Source organism: Enterobacter cloacae complex sp. ECL72 (assembly GCF_019056635.1).
Taxonomy (GTDB): Bacteria; Pseudomonadota; Gammaproteobacteria; order Enterobacterales; family Enterobacteriaceae; genus Enterobacter; species Enterobacter hormaechei_C.
Genome location: NZ_CP077659.1, coordinates 711,393 through 728,571 on the forward strand (window position 1 = coordinate 711,393; position 17,179 = coordinate 728,571).

The 17,179-nt window shown below is 59.4% G+C and carries 16 protein-coding genes; 8 read left to right on the top strand and 8 right to left on the bottom strand.

Features of this window, described 5'->3' with window-relative positions:
• Positions 1-370: 370 nt before the first annotated feature.
• Positions 371-820 (top strand): SymE family type I addiction module toxin, encoded by a 450-nt coding sequence (locus KTH07_RS03345; RefSeq protein ID WP_023303254.1) that lies wholly within the window; start codon positions 371-373, stop codon positions 818-820.
• Between the two features lie 87 nt (positions 821-907).
• On the opposite strand, the gene KTH07_RS03350 is transcribed toward KTH07_RS03345, so the two are convergent.
• Genes KTH07_RS03350 through KTH07_RS03360 form a run of 3 tightly spaced genes read right to left on the bottom strand, consistent with a single transcriptional unit; the run spans position 908 to position 2,321 of the window.
• Entirely contained in the window at positions 908-1,408 is a 501-nt protein-coding gene (locus KTH07_RS03350; RefSeq protein WP_032620116.1) for a type VI secretion system tube protein Hcp, read from the bottom strand.
• Positions 1,408-1,764, bottom strand: coding sequence for a putative T6SS immunity periplasmic lipoprotein (locus tag KTH07_RS03355; RefSeq protein WP_017382527.1), 357 nt, complete (start codon positions 1,762-1,764; stop codon positions 1,408-1,410). Before KTH07_RS03355 ends, KTH07_RS03350 begins: the two co-directional genes overlap by 1 nt.
• Positions 1,761-2,321, bottom strand: coding sequence for a type IV secretion protein Rhs (locus KTH07_RS03360; RefSeq protein WP_217310884.1), 561 nt, complete (start codon positions 2,319-2,321; stop codon positions 1,761-1,763). The genes KTH07_RS03355 and KTH07_RS03360 overlap by 4 nt, the downstream gene beginning before the upstream one ends.
• A gap of 212 nt (positions 2,322-2,533) precedes the next feature.
• Between KTH07_RS03360 and KTH07_RS03365 the strand changes: the two genes are divergently transcribed.
• The 4 genes from KTH07_RS03365 to KTH07_RS03380 are packed head-to-tail and all read left to right on the top strand — an operon-like array spanning position 2,534 to position 5,935.
• Positions 2,534-3,445: a metal ABC transporter substrate-binding protein gene (locus KTH07_RS03365; protein WP_023303256.1), complete on the top strand. Its 912-nt coding sequence runs from the start codon at positions 2,534-2,536 to the stop codon at positions 3,443-3,445.
• A gap of 2 nt (positions 3,446-3,447) precedes the next feature.
• Positions 3,448-4,254: an iron/manganese ABC transporter ATP-binding protein SitB gene (gene sitB, locus KTH07_RS03370; protein ID WP_032620113.1), complete on the top strand. Its 807-nt coding sequence runs from the start codon at positions 3,448-3,450 to the stop codon at positions 4,252-4,254.
• A complete protein-coding gene (gene sitC, locus KTH07_RS03375) occupies positions 4,251-5,102 on the top strand; it encodes an iron/manganese ABC transporter permease subunit SitC (protein WP_023296090.1) in 852 nt (283 codons plus the stop codon). The genes sitB and sitC overlap by 4 nt, the downstream gene beginning before the upstream one ends.
• On the top strand, positions 5,096-5,935 hold the full coding sequence (locus KTH07_RS03380) for a metal ABC transporter permease (protein WP_023303259.1): 840 nt from the start codon (positions 5,096-5,098) through the stop codon (positions 5,933-5,935). The genes sitC and KTH07_RS03380 overlap by 7 nt, the downstream gene beginning before the upstream one ends.
• On the opposite strand, the gene entD is transcribed toward KTH07_RS03380, so the two are convergent.
• Positions 5,871-6,560 carry an enterobactin synthase subunit EntD gene (entD, locus tag KTH07_RS03385; RefSeq protein ID WP_032103084.1) on the bottom strand — a complete coding sequence of 230 codons (690 nt, stop codon included), beginning with the start codon at positions 6,558-6,560 and terminating at the stop codon, positions 5,871-5,873. The genes KTH07_RS03380 and entD overlap by 65 nt on opposite strands.
• A 62-nt stretch (positions 6,561-6,622) precedes the next feature.
• Entirely contained in the window at positions 6,623-8,872 is a 2,250-nt protein-coding gene (locus tag KTH07_RS03390) for a TonB-dependent siderophore receptor (protein WP_032620108.1), read from the bottom strand.
• Between the two features lie 146 nt (positions 8,873-9,018).
• Between KTH07_RS03390 and fes the strand changes: the two genes are divergently transcribed.
• Genes fes through entF form a run of 3 tightly spaced genes read left to right on the top strand, consistent with a single transcriptional unit; the run spans position 9,019 to position 14,295 of the window.
• Complete coding sequence (gene fes / locus KTH07_RS03395; protein WP_017694342.1) at positions 9,019-10,218, top strand: enterochelin esterase; 1,200 nt, start codon at positions 9,019-9,021, stop codon at positions 10,216-10,218.
• A 10-nt stretch (positions 10,219-10,228) separates the two neighbouring features.
• Entirely contained in the window at positions 10,229-10,441 is a 213-nt protein-coding gene (locus KTH07_RS03400) for an MbtH family NRPS accessory protein (RefSeq protein WP_023303263.1), read from the top strand.
• A complete protein-coding gene (gene entF / locus KTH07_RS03405; protein WP_023303264.1) occupies positions 10,438-14,295 on the top strand; it encodes an enterobactin non-ribosomal peptide synthetase EntF in 3,858 nt (1,285 codons plus the stop codon). The genes KTH07_RS03400 and entF overlap by 4 nt, the downstream gene beginning before the upstream one ends.
• Positions 14,296-14,377: 82 nt before the next feature.
• Here the strand turns inward: entF and fepC are convergent, their stop codons facing one another.
• The 3 genes from fepC to fepD are packed head-to-tail and all read right to left on the bottom strand — an operon-like array spanning position 14,378 to position 17,162.
• On the bottom strand, positions 14,378-15,172 hold the full coding sequence (gene fepC, locus KTH07_RS03410; protein WP_032620103.1) for an iron-enterobactin ABC transporter ATP-binding protein: 795 nt from the start codon (positions 15,170-15,172) through the stop codon (positions 14,378-14,380).
• Positions 15,169-16,158, bottom strand: a complete 990-nt coding sequence (gene fepG, locus KTH07_RS03415) for an iron-enterobactin ABC transporter permease (protein WP_026080545.1) — start codon at positions 16,156-16,158, stop codon at positions 15,169-15,171. The genes fepC and fepG overlap by 4 nt, the downstream gene beginning before the upstream one ends.
• Positions 16,158-17,162 (bottom strand): Fe(3+)-siderophore ABC transporter permease, encoded by a 1,005-nt coding sequence (gene fepD / locus KTH07_RS03420; RefSeq protein WP_023303266.1) that lies wholly within the window; start codon positions 17,160-17,162, stop codon positions 16,158-16,160. Before fepD ends, fepG begins: the two co-directional genes overlap by 1 nt.
• Between the last annotated feature and the right edge of the window lie 17 nt (positions 17,163-17,179).

Here is a 17,179-nt window from a genome sequence, read left to right on the forward strand (position 1 = left end):
GAAGAACCTACAAAGGCAGCGCCGCTGCCCTCATGCCGGGTGGCGGCGATGCCTTACCCGGCCTACAAAACCGGTTTATCGTAGGCCTGATAAGCGAAGCGCCATCAGGCGTTTAATGAGCATTGGATCTGAAGGGCAATATTTCCTTTCTTTATATTCACCATTTTATTTTTCTTTATTTACTCGAGCCGCCTCGCATTTCCCTAATATTCGACCCCTGTACATTTATCCATGGCAGTATAATAGCGGCAGTTAAGCCAGCACTGAGATCTTGAAAGAATAGGTAAAAAGGTAAGAAAAGGAATCGCGGTACAAAGGTGTGCGACCACCTTCATACCGCTAACCACAAACAACTAAAAGGGAGTTGATTATGGCTGCGAAGAATTCTATGCCAGAGCGGGCTATTGCCCAAACAGAAAATGCAGATCTAGAGATTCAGCAAGAAAATCGCGAGAAGCTACGCAAAAAACGCATCCGGGCGTTGCATGACGAGCCGGTTCACTCTGCGTATCTTCATGAAAGAGGAGAGGCGGATTACGCCTGTGTGGAACTTTATACTCGAATGGAGCGCAACTATCTGCCGTTAACCGGCGCGTGGTTAACCCGCGCAGGGTTTAAAGCAGGAATAGCAGTGAAGATCCGCGTGATGCCGGATTGTATTGTGATTACGCCGCAAAATTCCCGTGAGCTGTGGGGCTGTCTGGAAGGCGTCAGTGCAACGTATACCAACAAACTGAAGATGATGAAGTGGCTGGAGACGTTTCCGGGAGCGTTAATTGATACGGGGGATTTGCCCGTGAACGAAAGTGGAAAAGGGTAGCGCTTAAGATTAACCAGGCGATCCAGGGAATACCAGGATCGCCGTTTCTGAGCAGCAGCATACATTGATCTTTATGAGCCAGGTAAATTATGCGTTACTCTTCTCTTTCTGAGCGGGTTTCATCCATGCATCGCCATAAAGAATATTACCTTTCACATAATTCCACTGAATGCCCCGGAATCGAAGCCCAACAACTTCATGCATATTCGGGGCTGAGCTGCCCGGGTAATAAACATGCGTGAAATCCAGAGATGAGATCACCACGCTATCAAGCGTAATGGTGTAGATCTCTCTTTCTGCTCCCGCTTCAACAATTTCATAATATTTGATAATGGCTTTTTGCAGCCGTCTGCCCTCGCAGGCGGCAACGGCAAGATAAGGGCTCACTTTATCCAATTGCTTATGCACGGTAACCGGACTATGCTGCCGTGTTCCGGTCATATTTCCGGTATGACTGTCCACTGCCTGCTTAATGCCATAACTGCTGTTCATGATTTCAATAGCACCTTCCCGGCCTGGCATCATACAGTCGCCCTGAACCTGCATTCCGTTCTCATCGAAGAGAAATAAGTAAGCGGGTAATGACATTATAATTCTCCTAAGTTGATTTGTTTTCCGTTATTATCAACATCGAATTGGTGTACATATTTTTTATTGTTTAATCCGTAATGAATAACGTAAGTACGACCATTTTCCCATTTTATATTTAAACATGTATCCGGGTAGGAGATGTCTAAATTATTATATCCCGACCCTGTTACGATAGTGATTTTATGATCTTTACTTGAATAAATAGTGTAAAAGTTCAGGACGTCATTTTTATCTATGCTAAAACATAGGCGGTTACCATTAATAAATGTAAATCTATTTTTGGGGGCGCGATTACCTCCCGGGCATCCAGTGATTAAAATGCAGAGGATAAAGATGACAAATATGTTTTTCATCCTCGAAATCCCTTTAAGACATTTTTGTATTTTTGCAGAAGGAAATACAAGCTTTCCCTAAGTTTTAAGTCTCTGTATTGTAATAATTCTTCATTCCTCTCCAAACCAAAGTATTTCAATAACCAGTAATCGCTTACAATTGACGCTTGCTGCTCTAACCCATAATGCAATAAATCTACTTTATCTAAGCTATAAGTATAGTCAGCAATACCGGAAAATAATCCTCTTGTTCTGACAAACATCCCTTTTTGAGTTTGCCAGACATGCATCATCTCATGCATGAATCGATGTTTTTTAACAATGTCATCCTCTAGCGAAAAATCCGGCGAATACGTTTCCTCTCTGTACCACATCTCCCCGTTGGGACTCATCGCCACATCAACGGGTTGCAGATTAAAAGGAAGATAGCTTTCCCTGTGTACCCACACCAGATGATAACGGATGCTGTAACCGTAAAGCGTCTTCGCAAGGGCGATTTCACCAATTGTGAGCTGTCGGATCCCGCCCGGATTAATCGGGGTTCCCGAAGTGGGGTGAATTCTTTCATTAACCGGCATGTCAATTCCCTTTTGTTAATATGGGTATTGGCCGTAAATAATACTCCTGACCGTGAGAGAAAAAAGAAAGCACATTTCCTAAAAATTCCGCCTGACAGTCCAGGTTGACATAACTTTAATGATAATTATTTTCATTTAAACATAGCCTGTGCTATACCTTATAGCACAGGCTAATTTTGCTTTGAATTTAATCACCTCAGGAGACTTCTGCGATGCATCCACGGCAAGGATTGAAGCGTTTGTTGCTCGGCGCGCTGCTCATGACCGCGACTACTACCGGCGCGCTGGCGGCTGAAAAGTTCCAGGTCATCACCACTTTTACCGTTATTGCTGATATGGTGAAAAACGTGGCGGGGGATGCCGCTGAGGTCACCTCCATCACCAAACCGGGCGCGGAAATTCACGAATACCAGCCCACCCCGGGCGATATCAAACGCGCGCAGAAGGCACAGCTGATCCTGGCGAACGGCATGAATCTGGAGCTGTGGTTCCAGCGCTTTTATCAGCATCTGAACGGCGTGCCGGAGGTGATTGTCACCAAAGGCATCACCCCGATGGGCATCAGCGAAGGGCCCTATAACGGCAAGCCCAATCCGCACGCGTGGATGTCGCCGGACAACGCCCTGATTTACGTCGATAACATCCGCGACGCGCTGGTGAAGTACGATCCGGCCAATGCGCAGACGTACCAGCGCAACGCAGAAGCCTACAAGCAGAAGATCACCGCCACTCTCGAACCGCTGCGTAAGCAGGTTGCGGAGATCCCGGAAGACAAGCGCTGGATGGTAACCAGCGAAGGTGCCTTCTCCTATCTGGCGCGGGATCTGGGGATGAAAGAGCTTTACCTGTGGCCGATCAACGCCGATCAGCAGGGCACGCCCCAGCAGGTGCGCAAGGTTATCGACATGGTGAAAAAACATCACATTCCGGCGGTGTTTAGCGAAAGTACGGTCTCGGATAAGCCCGCCCGTCAGGTGGCGCGTGAAACCGGCGCCCACTATGGCGGCGTGCTGTACGTCGACTCTCTGAGCGCGGAAAACGGCCCGGTGCCGACCTATATCGATCTGCTGAACGTCACCACCCGCACGCTGGTGCAGGGCATCCGTGACGGCATGAAGGAGTAACCATGCACGAGGGGATTGTTGTAACCGACGTGACCGTGACCTACCGCAACGGCCACACGGCGCTGCGCGACGCATCGTTCAGCGTGCCGGGCGGATCGATTGCCGCCCTGGTGGGGGTGAACGGTTCCGGCAAGTCCACGCTGTTTAAGGCGGTGATGGGGTTTGTGCGGGCGGCGAGCGGCACTATCTCCATTCTGGGGCTGCCGCCTCACCGGGCGCTGCGTCAGAACCTGGTCGCCTACGTGCCGCAGTCGGAAGAGGTCGACTGGTCGTTTCCGGTGCTCGTCGAGGACGTGGTGATGATGGGCCGCTACGGGCATATGGGGTTTATGCGTCGTCCCAAAGAATGCGATAAGCAGATCGTCACCGACGCCCTGAAGCGTGTAGATATGCTCGAGCTGCGCCATCGGCAGATTGGCGAGCTGTCCGGCGGGCAGAAGAAGCGCGTGTTTCTGGCCCGTGCGATTGCCCAGCAGGGCGAGGTGATCCTGCTCGACGAGCCGTTTACCGGCGTGGACGTCAAAACCGAAGCCAGGATCATCAGCCTGCTGCGGGAGTTGCGCGACGAGGGTAAAACGATGCTGGTCTCGACCCACAATCTGGGCTCGGTCACGGAATTCTGCGATTACACGGTGATGGTCAAAGGCACCGTGCTGGCGAGCGGCCCGACGGATATCACCTTTACCGCCGAGAATCTCGAGCGCGCCTTTAGCGGCGTGCTGCGCCACGTGGTGCTCAGCGGCTCGGAAGATCGCATTATTACCGATGACGAACGCCCCTTCGTCACGCACCGTCAGGAGGCCAAATGAACGTGCTTCTCGAACCCTTCGGCTACGAGTACATGCTCAACGCGATGTGGGTCTCGGCGATGGTGGGCGGGCTGTGCGCGTTTCTCTCCTGCTATCTGATGCTCAAAGGCTGGTCGCTGATCGGCGATGCGCTGTCGCACTCCATCGTGCCGGGCGTAGCGGGGGCCTACATGCTCGGGCTGCCGTTCTCGCTGGGGGCGTTTTTATCGGGCGGGCTGGCGGCGGGCAGCATGCTGTTTCTCAACCAGCGCAGCCGCCTGAAGGAGGACGCCATTATCGGGCTGATCTTCTCCTCGTTTTTCGGGCTGGGGCTGTTTATGGTCTCGCTCAACCCGACCTCGGTGAACATTCAGACCATCGTCCTCGGCAATATTCTGGCTATCGCCCCGGAAGATATCGTCCAGCTGGCGATTATCGGCGTGGTGTCGATAGTTATCCTGCTGTTCAAATGGAAAGATCTGATGGTGACCTTTTTTGATGAGAACCACGCCCGCGCCATCGGCCTGCGTCCTGAACGCCTGAAAATTCTCTTCTTCACGCTGCTGGCGGTCTCTACCGTGGCGGCGCTGCAAACCGTCGGCGCATTTCTGGTGATCTGTCTGGTGGTCACGCCCGGCGCGACCGCGTGGCTGCTGACCGACCGCTTCCCGCGCCTGCTGATGATTGCGGTCGCCATTGGCAGCATCACCAGCTTCCTCGGCGCGTGGGCCAGCTATTACCTGGACGGCGCCACCGGCGGCATTATCGTGGTCGCCCAGACGCTGCTGTTCCTGATGGCGTTCGTCTTTGCGCCGAAGCACGGACTGCTTGCCAGCCGCCGTCGGGCGCGGGAGGCACACCCATGTTGACGCTGCTTCTCGAACCGTTCCAGTTTGCGTTTATGAACAACGCGCTGCTGATTTCACTCATGGTGGCCGTGCCCTGCGCGCTGCTGTCGGTTTTTCTGGTGCTGAAAGGCTGGGCGCTGATGGGCGACGCCATGAGCCACGCGGTGTTTCCCGGCGTCGTGCTGGCCTGGATGATGGGCCTGCCGCTGGCGCTGGGTGCATTCGTGGCCGGTCTTTTCTGCGCGGTCGCCACCGGATATCTGAAGGATAACAGCCGCATCAAACAGGATACGGTCATGGGGATCGTCTTTTCCGGCATGTTCGGCGCCGGGCTGATCCTCTATATCGCCGTCAAACCTGAGGTGCATCTCGACCACATTCTGTTCGGCGATATGTTGGGTATTAACGGGATGGACATTCTGCAAAGCGGTCTCGTCGCGGGGCTGATTGCGCTGGTGATTGGCCTGAAGTGGCGCGATTTTCTGCTGTTCTGCTTTGACTATCAGCAGGCGCAGGCGAGTGGCCTGCGCACCCGCTGGCTGCACTACGGCTTACTGTGCATGGTTTCGCTGACCATCGTTGCGACGCTGAAAGCGGTGGGGATCATTCTGTCGATTTCCCTGCTGATTGCGCCCGGCGCCGTGGCGGTGCTGATTACCCGACGCTTTCACATGGCACTGCTGGTGGCGGTCGCCGTTTCAGCGCTGGTGTCGGTAAGCGGCGTTTATGCCTCGTTTTATCTCGACAGCGCGCCTGCGCCGACCATTGTGGTCCTGTTCGCGATGGTGTTTATCGTGACGTTTGTGGTGACCAGCGTGAAGGCTCGTCGCCAGGAGCGTGTGACAGCAGGGTGATGACCTGTTCGCCGTGCTGCTGCCAGTGCAGGCGGAAGGCGGTGCCTTCTTCAAAGCCTGCCAGTTGACGGGTCAACGCCAGCGTGAGCGTCTTGTCGTCGAGCTTGGTAACGCGGGCGCAGTCAAAACCCATCCAGGCCTGTACCTGCGGAAAGAGGGCCTTAAACAGGCTCTCTTTGGCGCTGAAGACCAGCGTCAGGGCGAGGGCGAACGGGTATCCCAGGCGGGAAAGCACAGGTTCTTCCTGCGTATCAATAATGCCGTCTTTGATTTCCCTGGCTTCGTTTTCGGAGAGGATCGTTTCACAGTCGATGCCGATAAGCGCCGGGTATTGCGTGACGACGGCTATCGCCTGCGTGCCGCTGTGGGTGATGCTGCCGGAAATACCTTGCGGCCAGAGCGGTTCCCCGCTGGGGCCGATGGCGGGCATGGTGTGGTCAGGTAAGGCGTGCGCGGCGGCGATGCGGCCTGCCAGGTGGTCGGCCTTGCGTTTGCGTCCGGCGTCAGCGAGCTGGGCGTGGTGGGGGAGCCAGAGGAGATCGGCGTCGGTAAAGGTGGCGGGGTCGAAAGTGATGCGGTGGAGGGTGTGGCCGGCGAGAGAAAATGTGCTGTGGGTGGTGTGCATGGTTTTTCCCCTCACCCTGACCCTCTCCCCGGAGGGGAGAGGGAAGGATTGACTTCAGTGCCTTAAAAACGCGTATTCACGCTCATATACCAGGTACGGCCCGGTTCATTATACGTATACGCGCCCGCACCGTACATATACGCGCCGGTGGTGGTATTACCCGTGGTCTGGGCGTTACCCGCACGCCACTGGCGCTTGTCGAAGACGTTGTCCACGCCGCCGGTCAGGCTGACGTTTTTGGTCACGTCCCAGGTCGCGCTCAGGCCAACGATGCTGTACGGGCTGACTTCGTCTTTCTCAGACCCGGTCACCGGCTGACCTTTGTAGTTGTACTTCTTCGGCTGCTGCTTGCCATACCAGGTGAAGGTCGACTGCAATGAGACATCCTGACGTACCTGCCAGCTCAGGGTAGAGTTCAGCGTATACTCCGGGATGATCGACAGACGATCGCCGGTCTCCTTGTTCTTGCTTTGCAGCATGTAGGTGATGTTGTTGGTCCAGTTGATGGTGTCGCTGACCGGCACGTTCAGGGAGCCTTCCAGACCTTCTACTACCGCCTTCGGCACGTTTTCCCACTGGTAGATATCGGTGGTGACTTTGCCGGTGGACGTCTGGCCAATCGGCGCGTAGCCCGCTTCAATCTTGTTGCGGTAGTCGTTGCGGAACCAGGTCACACCCGCCAGCCAGCCATCGCGTTTCCACTCCAGACCAATCTCTTTGTTGATGCTGGTCTCCGCTTTCAGATCGTCGTTACCCATCATGTAGCAGCCCACGCCGTCGGAACTGGCGTAGCAGCCCTGGCCTTTACTGTACAGCAGGTAGTTCGGGTTGGTCTGATACAGGCTTGGCGCTTTATAGGCGCGCGCGATGCCCATCTTCAGGGTGAAGTCATCCCCCAGACCCTGCGACAGGTTCAGGGACGGGCTCCAGTTATTACCCACAATGGTGTGGTGGTCGAAGCGCAGGGCAGGGGTCAGCATGGTGCTGTCGGTCAGCTCCATGTTGTTTTCGGCAAACAGGGAGAAGATCTCCGCTGAAGTGTACGGGCTACGGTCTTCGCTCATGCCCGGAATGGTGCCGCCCTGCTGGGTTTGCGTGAAGGAGGTCGAGTCCTTCATGCGCTGCTGGTTCCACTCGGTGCCGAGCGTCAGGTTTTGATTCACAATGAAATCAATCGGCAGGTTGATTTCGCTGTGCAGCATCACGTCGGCCAGGTCGGTATCGGTGAATTTATTGCTGTTGAACAGGCCTTCCAGACCGCCCGCCAGGCCTTCGCCCAGACGTGAGTTGCGGGTGTGCTCGTACTGCGCCCAGTTGCTGGTGGTAATGCCGTTATCCCAGCCGCCGTTCCAGGTCACGGCGAAGTTCTGACGATAGATACGGTTAGTCTCTTTACCGTAGTTCTTCTTCACCAGCCCGCTGGAGCTGTTGTCGTTGTTGGTATTCTGGGTATCGCCCGCGTAAAGGTTGTTCTGGCGGCTGTATCCCGCCTCAAACTCCAGGGACTGCATAGGCGCAAAGTCCCAGCGCACCACGCCGTTGATGTCTTTATTCTCGACCCCTTCACGGCCTGCCGGCAGCGTGTCGGCATATGTGCCGGTACGGTCAGACTGATGGCCCTGGTTAATGTCCCAGGCGTCGGCCTGAGTTTTATCCAGGTTACCGTACATGCGGAAGCTGAAATCCCCGCCCAGCGGGCCGCTCAGGCTGAAGTTAGTGCGTTTGGTGGAACCTTCGTCTTTATGCTCTGGCGCATTCAGGTAGGTGTTCCAGGAGCCGTGCCACTGGTCGTCAAATTTTTTGGTGATGATGTTCACCACGCCGCCCGCCGCGCCGTTACCGTAGCGGGCAGCAGCCGGGCCACGGATCACTTCGATGCGCTCGATCATCTCCGGCGGGACCCAGCCGGTATCGCCGCGGGTATCACGCTCGCCGCGCCAGCCCAGACGGATGGAGTTGCGGCTGGTGACCGGCTTGCCGTCGATCAGGATCAGGGTGTTTTCCGGGCCCATGCCGCGAATGTCAATCTGACGGTTATTCCCGCGCTGGCCGCTGGTGGAGTTGCCGGTCAGGTTAACGCCCGGCATGGTGCGGATGATTTCCGCCACGTCCCGCGCGGGCGGGTTTTTGCGGATCTCGTCGGCGGTGATGGTCGACACGCCCGGCGCCTGCAAATTCTGCTCGGCGGCGGTGATCACCATGGTGTCTTCATGCTGCGCGGAGGCGGTGTTGTCGTCTGCCATGACGGGCAGCGCGACACCATAAATCCCTAAATTGACCAGCAAGGCCAGAGAGTGAATCTTCTTATTCATTGTACGTCCCGCTTTTATGGTTATTTAATGAGCGCGCTTCCCACAGCGCGGGCATTACGCTATTGCAAATGCAAATAGTTATCAATAATATTATCAATAAAATTTGCTCTGAAACAAAAAAGACTGTTAAACATGGGGTTATAAGGGTGACGGCGTTAACAACCGGAAGTGAAGCGTGGTGGCAGGCGAAAGACGGGCCGGAACGGGAACGTCATCAGGAAAACTATCGCGTGACATTCTGGTGGCGGGACCCGGCGGGAACGCAGAAAACGTCGACGGTTAAACGCGTCTGGCTCTACGTCACCGGTGTGACCGATCACCATCAAAATGCCCGTCCGCAGTCCCTTGAACGTATCCCGGATACCGACGTCTGGCAGTGGCAGGGCGAGTTCAGCCCCGAATGGCGCGGCAGCTACTGTTTTATCCCCTCCGACAATGAAAACGATTTTGCCAGCGCAGTGTTTGAAGGCGATCAGCCGGACCGCATGGCGCTGCGCGAAGGCTGGCGCAAACTGTTGCCGCACGCGGTGTCCGACCCGCTGAACGCCCAGAGCTGGCGCGGCGGGCGCGGGCACGCAGTCTCGGCGCTGGAGATGCCGGAGGCGCCCGTACAGCCCGGCTGGAACCATCCCGATACCCCTTACAAAAAGCCTGTCTGCATTGAGTGGCACAGCGCGCGTCTGAAGAACCGTCGCCGCGTGTGGATTTTTACCACCGGGGATGAAAGCCCCGAGCGCCCGCTGGCGGTGCTGCTCGACGGGCAGTTCTGGGCCGAAAGCATGCCCGTCTGGCCTGCGCTGGCGTCGCTCACCCTTGAAGGCAAACTGCCGCCTGCGGTCTATGTCTTAATCGACGTGATTGACACCGCACACCGCAGCCGCGAGCTGCCGTGTAACCCTGATTTCTGGCTGGCGGTGCAGGACGAACTTCTCCCGCAGGTGAAAAGCATGGCCCCGTTCAGCGACCGCGCCGACCATACCGTGGTGGCGGGTCAGAGCTTCGGCGGGCTCTCTTCCCTCTATGCGGGCCTCAACTGGCCGCAGCGTTTTGGCTGCATCCTCAGCCAGTCCGGATCCTACTGGTGGCCGCACCGCGGCGCGCAGCAGGACGGGCTGCTCATCGAACAACTCAAAGCGGGTGACAAAACCGCTCGCGGGCTGCGCATCGTCCTTGAGGCCGGGCGCAACGAGCCGCTTATTTTGCGCGCAAACCAGGCGATCCTCGCCGAACTACACACTCAGCAACCGGTTTTCTGGCGTCAGGTTGACGGCGGACACGATGCGCTTTGCTGGCGCGGTGGGCTGACGCAGGGGCTGATGACCCTCTGGCAGCCGCTTATTCAATAACGGAGTCTGTATGGAATTCAGCAATCCTTTCGATAATCCGCAGGGACAGTTCGCCATTTTGCAAAATGACCAGGGGCAGTACAGCCTGTGGCCGCAGCAGTGCGAGTTGCCCGCGGGCTGGCGCGTGGTCTGCGAACCGCAATCTCAGGAGGCGTGCCAGCAGTGGCTGGCGGAACAGTGGCAGTCGCTTGAGCCGTCTTATTTTGCGGGGGAGCGCGCATGAACCGTCTCCCTCTTGTCGCCGCCCAGCCGGGGATCTGGATGGCAGAGCAGCTTTCCTCCCTGCCAAACGCCTGGAGCGTCGCGCACTACACCGAGCTGAAAGGCGCTATCGATGCGTCATTGCTGGCAAAAGCCATCGCTGAAGGCATGATGCAGGCCGACACCCTGCGGATGCGTTTTGCCGAAGATAACGGTGAGGTGTGGCAGTGGATCGATGAGGCCATGCTCCTGCCGGAGCCGTCCATCGTGCGCGTTGACTCCCACGACGCCGCCGTGGCGCTGATGGAGGCCGATCTCAACCAGAACCTGCGCGTCGACAGCGGTCAGCCGCTGGCGTTTCACCAGCTGATCCAGGTGGGAGAAAGCCACTGGTACTGGTATCAGCGGTATCATCATCTGGTGGTGGATGGCTTCAGTTTCCCGGCTATTACCCGTCAGATCACCGCCATTTACGCTGCGTGGCAGAAAGGTGAATCCACGCCGGCCTCGCCGTTCACCCCGTTCGCCGAGGTGGTGGAGGAGTATCAGCGCTATCGCGACAGCGAGGCGTATCAGCGCGACGGTGCTTTCTGGGCCGAACAACGCAAACAGCTTCCTTCTCCGGTCTCGCTCTCTTCCGCGCCGCTGCCGGGACGCGCCGCCACCACCGATATCCTGCGCCTGAAAATTGCGATGGACGGCCGTGCGTTCAGCCAGCTTGCACAGAAGGCAGGCCAGGCGCAGCGTACCGATCTGGCCCTTGCGCTGGTGGCGCTGTGGCTGGGCCGCCTGACCGGACGGCTGGACTACGCCGCCGGGTTTATCTTTATGCGCCGCATGGGCTCCGCCGCGCTGACCGCGACCGGACCGGTGCTCAACGTCCTGCCGCTGGCGGTGAATATTCGCCCGCAGGAGAGCCTGCCGGAACTGGCGCTGCGCCTGGCGAACCAGCTGAAAAAGATGCGCCGCCATCAGCGTTACGACGCCGAGCAGATCGTGCGCGACAGCGGACGTGCCGCAGGCGACGAAGCCCTTTTTGGTCCGGTGCTGAACGTCAAGGTGTTCGATTATCAGCTGAATATCGACGGCGTGGAGGCCATTACCCACACGCTGGCAACCGGCCCGGTGAACGATCTGGAGCTGGCGCTGTTCCCGGACGAGCAGGGCGGACTGAGCATTGAGATCCTCGCCAACGGGCAGCGTTACGACGAGGCGACGCTGAAGGGGCACGCGGCGCGCCTGAACGCAATGCTGACGCAGTTTGCCGCCAATCCGGACCTGCGCTGTGGCGACGTGGAAACCGTATCAGAGCAGGAATACGCCCGGCTGGCGCGCATCAACGATACCGGGCTGGCGCTGCCGTCCACCACGCTGGCGGATCTTGTGGCGGAGCAGGCGAGCAAAACGCCGGACGCCCCCGCGCTGGCGGATGCCCATACTGAACTGAACTACCGCCAGCTGCGCGAGCAGGTGGTCGCGCTGGCAAACCTGCTGCGCGCGCGCGGCGTGAAGCCGGGCGACAGCGTGGCGGTGGCGCTCCCGCGCTCGGTGTTCCTGACCCTGGCGCTGCACGGGATTGTTGAAGCAGGCGCCGCCTGGCTGCCGCTGGATACCGGTTACCCGGATGACCGTCTGCGGATGATGCTGGAGGACGCGAAGCCGTCGCTGCTCATTACCACCGACGAGCAGCTTCCGCGCTTTAACGATCTGCCGATCGCCACCTTTAGTTACAACACACTATTACCGGCCACCGATGCTGAACCTCTGCGACTGGCGAAGCCGGAGCAGACCGCGTACATCATATTTACCTCCGGTTCGACGGGGCGTCCAAAAGGGGTGATGGTCGGCCATACCGCCATCGTTAACCGCCTGAAGTGGATGCAGGATCATTATCCACTGGCGGCGCATGACGTGGTGGCGCAGAAAACGCCGTGCAGCTTTGACGTGTCGGTGTGGGAGTTCTGGTGGCCGTTTATCGCCGGGGCGAAGCTGGTGATGGCCGAGCCGGACGCGCACCGCGATCCGCAGGCGATGCAGGGCTTCTTCGCAGAATATGGCGTAACCACCACCCACTTCGTGCCGTCGATGCTGGCGGCGTTCGTCGCCTCGCTGACGCCGGAAAACGTCGACTGTTGCAGGACGCTGAAGCAGGTGTTCTGTAGCGGCGAGGCGTTGCCGACTGCGCTGTGTCGCGAGTGGGAACAGCTCACCCATGCGCCGCTGCACAACCTCTATGGCCCGACCGAAGCGGCGGTGGACGTCAGCTGGTATCCGGCGTACGGCCCCGAGCTGGCGGCGGTGGAAGGCAACAGCGTGCCTATCGGCTTCCCGGTGTGGAATACGGGGCTGCGCATTCTGGACGCGATGATGCGCCCAGTGCCGTTCGGCGTGGCGGGGGATCTCTATCTCACCGGCATTCAGCTGGCGCAGGGGTATCTGGGACGCCCCGACCTTACCGCCAGCCGCTTTATCGCCGATCCGTTTGCCCCCGGCGAGCGAATGTACCGCACCGGGGACGTTGCCCGCTGGCTGGACAACGGCGCGGTGGAATATCTGGGCCGCAGCGACGATCAGCTGAAAATCCGCGGCCAGCGCATTGAGCTGGGCGAAATCGACCGGGCGATGCTCGCGCTGCCGGATGTGGCCCAGGCGGTGGCGCACGCCTGCGTGTTCAACCAGGCGGCTGCCACGGGCGGCGATGCCCGCCAGCTGGTGGGATACGTTGTCTCTGAATCCGGCTTACCGCTGGATCGCGACGCGCTGCTTGCATCACTCAAAGCCCAGCTGCCGCCGCATATGGTGCCGGTGGTGCTGCTGCAAATCAGCGCGCTGCCGTTAAGCGCCAACGGCAAGCTGGATCGCAAGGCGCTGCCGCTGCCGGAGCTGACCAGCAAAACTTCCGGTCGCGCGCCCGAGACGCAAACTGAAGTCACCGTGGCGCAGGCGTTTTCTGCCCTGCTGGGCTGCGCGGTGAACGATATCGAGGCCGATTTCTTTGCCCTCGGCGGCCACTCGCTGCTGGCGATGCGCCTTGCGGCTCAGCTCAGCCGTGCGTTCAGCCGCAAGGTCACGCCGGGGCAGATTATGGTCGCCTCGACGGTGAGCAAGCTTAGCGCCCTGCTGGACTCGCAGATGAGCGACGAGCAGGCGCAGCGTCTGGGGTATGAAACCGTTCTCCCGCTGCGTGAAAGCAACGGCCCCACGCTGTTCTGCTTCCATCCGGCGTCCGGCTTTGCCTGGCAGTTTAGCGTCCTGGCGCGCTACCTCAGCCCGCGCTGGTCAATCGTCGGCATTCAGTCTCCCCGGCCTGAGGGGCCGATGCAGCAGTGTGCGGATCTCGATGCGGTGATCGAACATCATCTGAACACGTTGCGTAAGCAACAGCCGCAGGGGCCGTATTATCTGTTCGGCTATTCCCTCGGCGGCACGCTGGCGCAGGGCATTGCGGCGCGTCTGCGCGAGCAGGGTGAAGACGTAGCGTTCCTCGGCCTGCTGGATACCTGGCCACCGGAAACCCAGAACTGGGCGGAGAAAGAGGCCAACGGCCTCGATCCGGAGGTGCTGGCGGAAATTGAGCGCGAACGCCAGGCGTTTATCGCTGCCCAGCAGGGGCAGGGCTCCAGCGAGTTGTTTAACGCTATCGAAGGCAACTACACCGACGCGGTGCGGCTGCTCACCACGGCGCACAGCGCGCGGTTTGACGGTAAAGCGACGCTGTTTGTCGCCGAGCGAACGCGAACCCTGGATCCGCAGGCCGCGTGGGCGCCGTGGGTGGGTGAGCTGGAGGTATACAGCCAGGACTGCGCCCACGTGGATATTATTTCACCGCAGGCGTTTGAAAAGATTGGGCCGGTACTGAAGGAAATTTTTGGATAGTGCAAATGCCCGGTGGCGCTGCGCTTACCGGGCCTACGGGAGCTGAATGTAGGCCGGGTAAGGCGTAGCCGCCACCCGGCAATTACCGCCGACCCAACGGCACCACCAACGGCGTACCCGCCACCGGATCCTCAATAATCATGCAGCGCATGCCGTAGATCCGCGCGATCAGATCCGGCGTCACAATCTCTTTCGGCGCGCCCTGCGCCACAATCTCGCCGTCGCGCAGCGCAATCAGATGCGTCGCGTAGCGGCACGCCTGGTTTAAGTCGTGCAGCACTGCCGCCAGGGTGTACCCCTGCGTACGGTTCAGTTCGCTCAGCAGCTCCAGCAGGTCAATCTGATGGCTGATGTCGAGCCAGGTCGTCGGCTCGTCCAGCAGCATGATGGAGGTCTCCTGCGCCAGCACCATCGCAATCCACGCGCGCTGGCGCTGTCCGCCGGAAAGGGTGTCCACGCTCTGCTGGGCCAGATCGGTAATACCCGTCGCCTGCATCGCTCGGTTCACCGCCTCGTCATCCTCTTTACGCCAGCGGGTAAACAGCGGCTGGTGCGGATAGCGTCCGCGCGAGACCAGCTCCTGCACCGTGATGTCTCCCGGCGTGGTGGCGTTCTGCGCCAGCAGCCCAATTCGGCGCGCCACCTCTTTGCTGGCGAAGCGCTGGATCTGCTCCCCGTCGAGGAACACGCTGCCCTCAACCGGCGACATCAGGCGGCTCAGCGTGCGCAGCAATGTCGATTTGCCGCAGCCGTTTGGCCCGATAATGGCGGTGAAGTGGCCGTCCGGAATGGCAACGGATAAGTCCCGGGCAATGATTTTTTTACCGTAGCCGAGGGTCAAGTTTTCGCCGCGCAAGCGGGGTGTTGAATCTGTCATTTCTTGCGTGACTCCTGAACGAGCAAGACGATGAGGTAAATCCCGCCGAGGCTGACGGTCACCACGCCCACCGGCAGTTGATAAGGCGTAAACAGCCGCTGAGCGCAGAGATCGGCGGCCAGCAGTAATACTGCGCCGCACAGCGCTGCCTGGGTTAATCCCCAGCGCGCGGTGCCGCTAAGTCGCCGCGCGATATGCGGCGCGACAAGGGCAATAAACGAGATCGGCCCGGCGATGGCGGTAGACGCTGCGGTCAGCAAGACCGCCACCAGCATCAGCATCAGGCGCGAGCGCTCTACGCTCACGCCCAGCGCGCAGGCGCTGTCGTCGCCCATCTCCAGCAGCCGCATGCGCCTGACCAGCAGCAGCGCGCCAATAAACATCAGGATAATCAGCGGCGCGGCGGGCCAGGTTTTTCCCCACGTCAGACCGTTGAGGGAACCGGCGTACCACAGCCCGGCGGAGAGTGCGGTTTCCAGCGACGCCTGTAGCAGAAGCCAGGTGTTAAACGCCATCAGCATCGCGCGGATACCGATCCCGATGATGATCAGGCGGAAGGTGTCGATGCCGTTGCGCCAGGCCAGGGCCCAGATAAGCAGGGAGGTGAGAATGCCGCCCGCCATCGCCGTAAAGGTAATGGCCGTGAGATGCTGCCCGAACAGCACCATCGCCACCAGCACGCCGCTCCACGCGCCGGTATTCAGGCCCATCACGTCCGGGCTGCCGAGGGGGTTACGCATCAGCGACTGGAATATTGCGCCGCTGACGCCAAGCGCTGCGCCAACCAGGATCGCCATCGCCACGCGCGGCAGTCGCCATTCGGTGACCACCATGGTGATGTTACGCGGCGCGCTGCCGGTGAGAGCATGAAAGACCTGCGCGAAATCAAGCGTTACGGCACCGCTTTGCAGGCTCCAGACCGCCAGCAGCAGACTGGCGACGACCAGCAGGGCGACGCTGGTGAGTAATCGACGGGACGGGGCCATCATGCGCCACCCCCGCGTCTGCGTCGTACCAGGAAGATCAGCACCGGCGCGCCGATAAAGGCGCTGACCACCGAGACGCGCAATTCACCCGGCACCAGCAGGCGGCCCAGTACGTCGGCAAACAGCAGCAGGGCAGGGGTCGCCAGCAGCGTGACCGGTAGTGACCAGCGGTGATCCGCCCCCACCAGCCAGCGCGCCATGTGCGGCATCATCAGGCCGATAAAGGCAATCGGCCCGACGACGGCGGTCGCGCTGCCGCACAGCACGGTGATGACAAGCAGGCCCGTCAGCTGCGTGCGCGCCACGCGGTTGCCGAGGGCGGTCGCGGTGTCGCTGCCGAGGCTCAGGCTGTTGAGCGCCCGGCTTAAACACAGCGCTACGGCGGCAGAGATAAACACCGGGAATGCCACCACTTTCAGGGTATCAAGGGTACGGATATCCAGCGAACCGGCCTGCCAGAAGCGCAGCTGGTCATACACGTCCGGGTTGAGCAGGGCGATGCCGTTGGACAAGCCTTCCAGCACCGCCGCGAGCGCCACGCCCGCCAGTGTCAGACGTACCGGGCTGAGCTGTCCGCCGCCCTGGCTGCCGGTAAAGGCCACCACCAGCGAGGCGGCCAGCGCGCCGCAGAAGGCCATCACCAGCTGTTCAGACGGAGAGGTGAAACCAAACAGCGCCGCGCCGAGCACAATGGCGAAACTGGCACCAGAGTTCACGCCGAGAATGCCAGGGTCCGCCAGCGGGTTGCGGGTGAGGGTTTGCATCAGGGCACCGGCAAGCCCGAGCGCGCCACCGGCCAGCAGGCCGGCAAGGGTGCGGGGCAGGCGGGCGTCGAGCACGATAATGCACTCGGCGCTCTGGCAGGTACCGGAGAGCGCATCGACAATAACGGACGCGGGCAGCGGCTTCGCGCCAACCAGCAAACTGAGTGCAATCGCAAGGATCAACAGCAGCAATAAAACGGGCACGGCTACGGCGCGCACCGCGGAAGAGGAAAACGACATAGCAACGTCCATGATGT

Bases quoted from the DNA above. Each gene is read 5' to 3' on its own strand.
- sitC (WP_023296090.1), top strand. From the start codon at position 4,251: ATGAACGTGCTTCTCGAACCCTTCGGCTACGAGTACATGCTCAACGCG.
- KTH07_RS03380 (WP_023303259.1), top strand. From the start codon at position 5,096: ATGTTGACGCTGCTTCTCGAACCGTTCCAGTTTGCGTTTATGAACAAC.
- KTH07_RS03390 (WP_032620108.1), bottom strand. From the start codon at position 8,872: ATGAATAAGAAGATTCACTCTCTGGCCTTGCTGGTCAATTTAGGGATT.
- entF (WP_023303264.1), top strand. From the start codon at position 10,438: ATGAACCGTCTCCCTCTTGTCGCCGCCCAGCCGGGGATCTGGATGGCA.
- fepD (WP_023303266.1), bottom strand. From the start codon at position 17,162: ATGTCGTTTTCCTCTTCCGCGGTGCGCGCCGTAGCCGTGCCCGTTTTA.
- KTH07_RS03400 (WP_023303263.1), top strand. From the start codon at position 10,229: ATGGAATTCAGCAATCCTTTCGATAATCCGCAGGGACAGTTCGCCATT.
- sitB (WP_032620113.1), top strand. From the start codon at position 3,448: ATGCACGAGGGGATTGTTGTAACCGACGTGACCGTGACCTACCGCAAC.
- KTH07_RS03360 (WP_217310884.1), bottom strand. From the start codon at position 2,321: ATGCCGGTTAATGAAAGAATTCACCCCACTTCGGGAACCCCGATTAAT.
- fepC (WP_032620103.1), bottom strand. From the start codon at position 15,172: ATGACAGATTCAACACCCCGCTTGCGCGGCGAAAACTTGACCCTCGGC.
- fepG (WP_026080545.1), bottom strand. From the start codon at position 16,158: ATGGCCCCGTCCCGTCGATTACTCACCAGCGTCGCCCTGCTGGTCGTC.
- KTH07_RS03345 (WP_023303254.1), top strand. From the start codon at position 371: ATGGCTGCGAAGAATTCTATGCCAGAGCGGGCTATTGCCCAAACAGAA.
- entD (WP_032103084.1), bottom strand. From the start codon at position 6,560: ATGCACACCACCCACAGCACATTTTCTCTCGCCGGCCACACCCTCCAC.
- KTH07_RS03350 (WP_032620116.1), bottom strand. From the start codon at position 1,408: ATGTCATTACCCGCTTACTTATTTCTCTTCGATGAGAACGGAATGCAG.
- KTH07_RS03365 (WP_023303256.1), top strand. From the start codon at position 2,534: ATGCATCCACGGCAAGGATTGAAGCGTTTGTTGCTCGGCGCGCTGCTC.
- KTH07_RS03355 (WP_017382527.1), bottom strand. From the start codon at position 1,764: ATGAAAAACATATTTGTCATCTTTATCCTCTGCATTTTAATCACTGGA.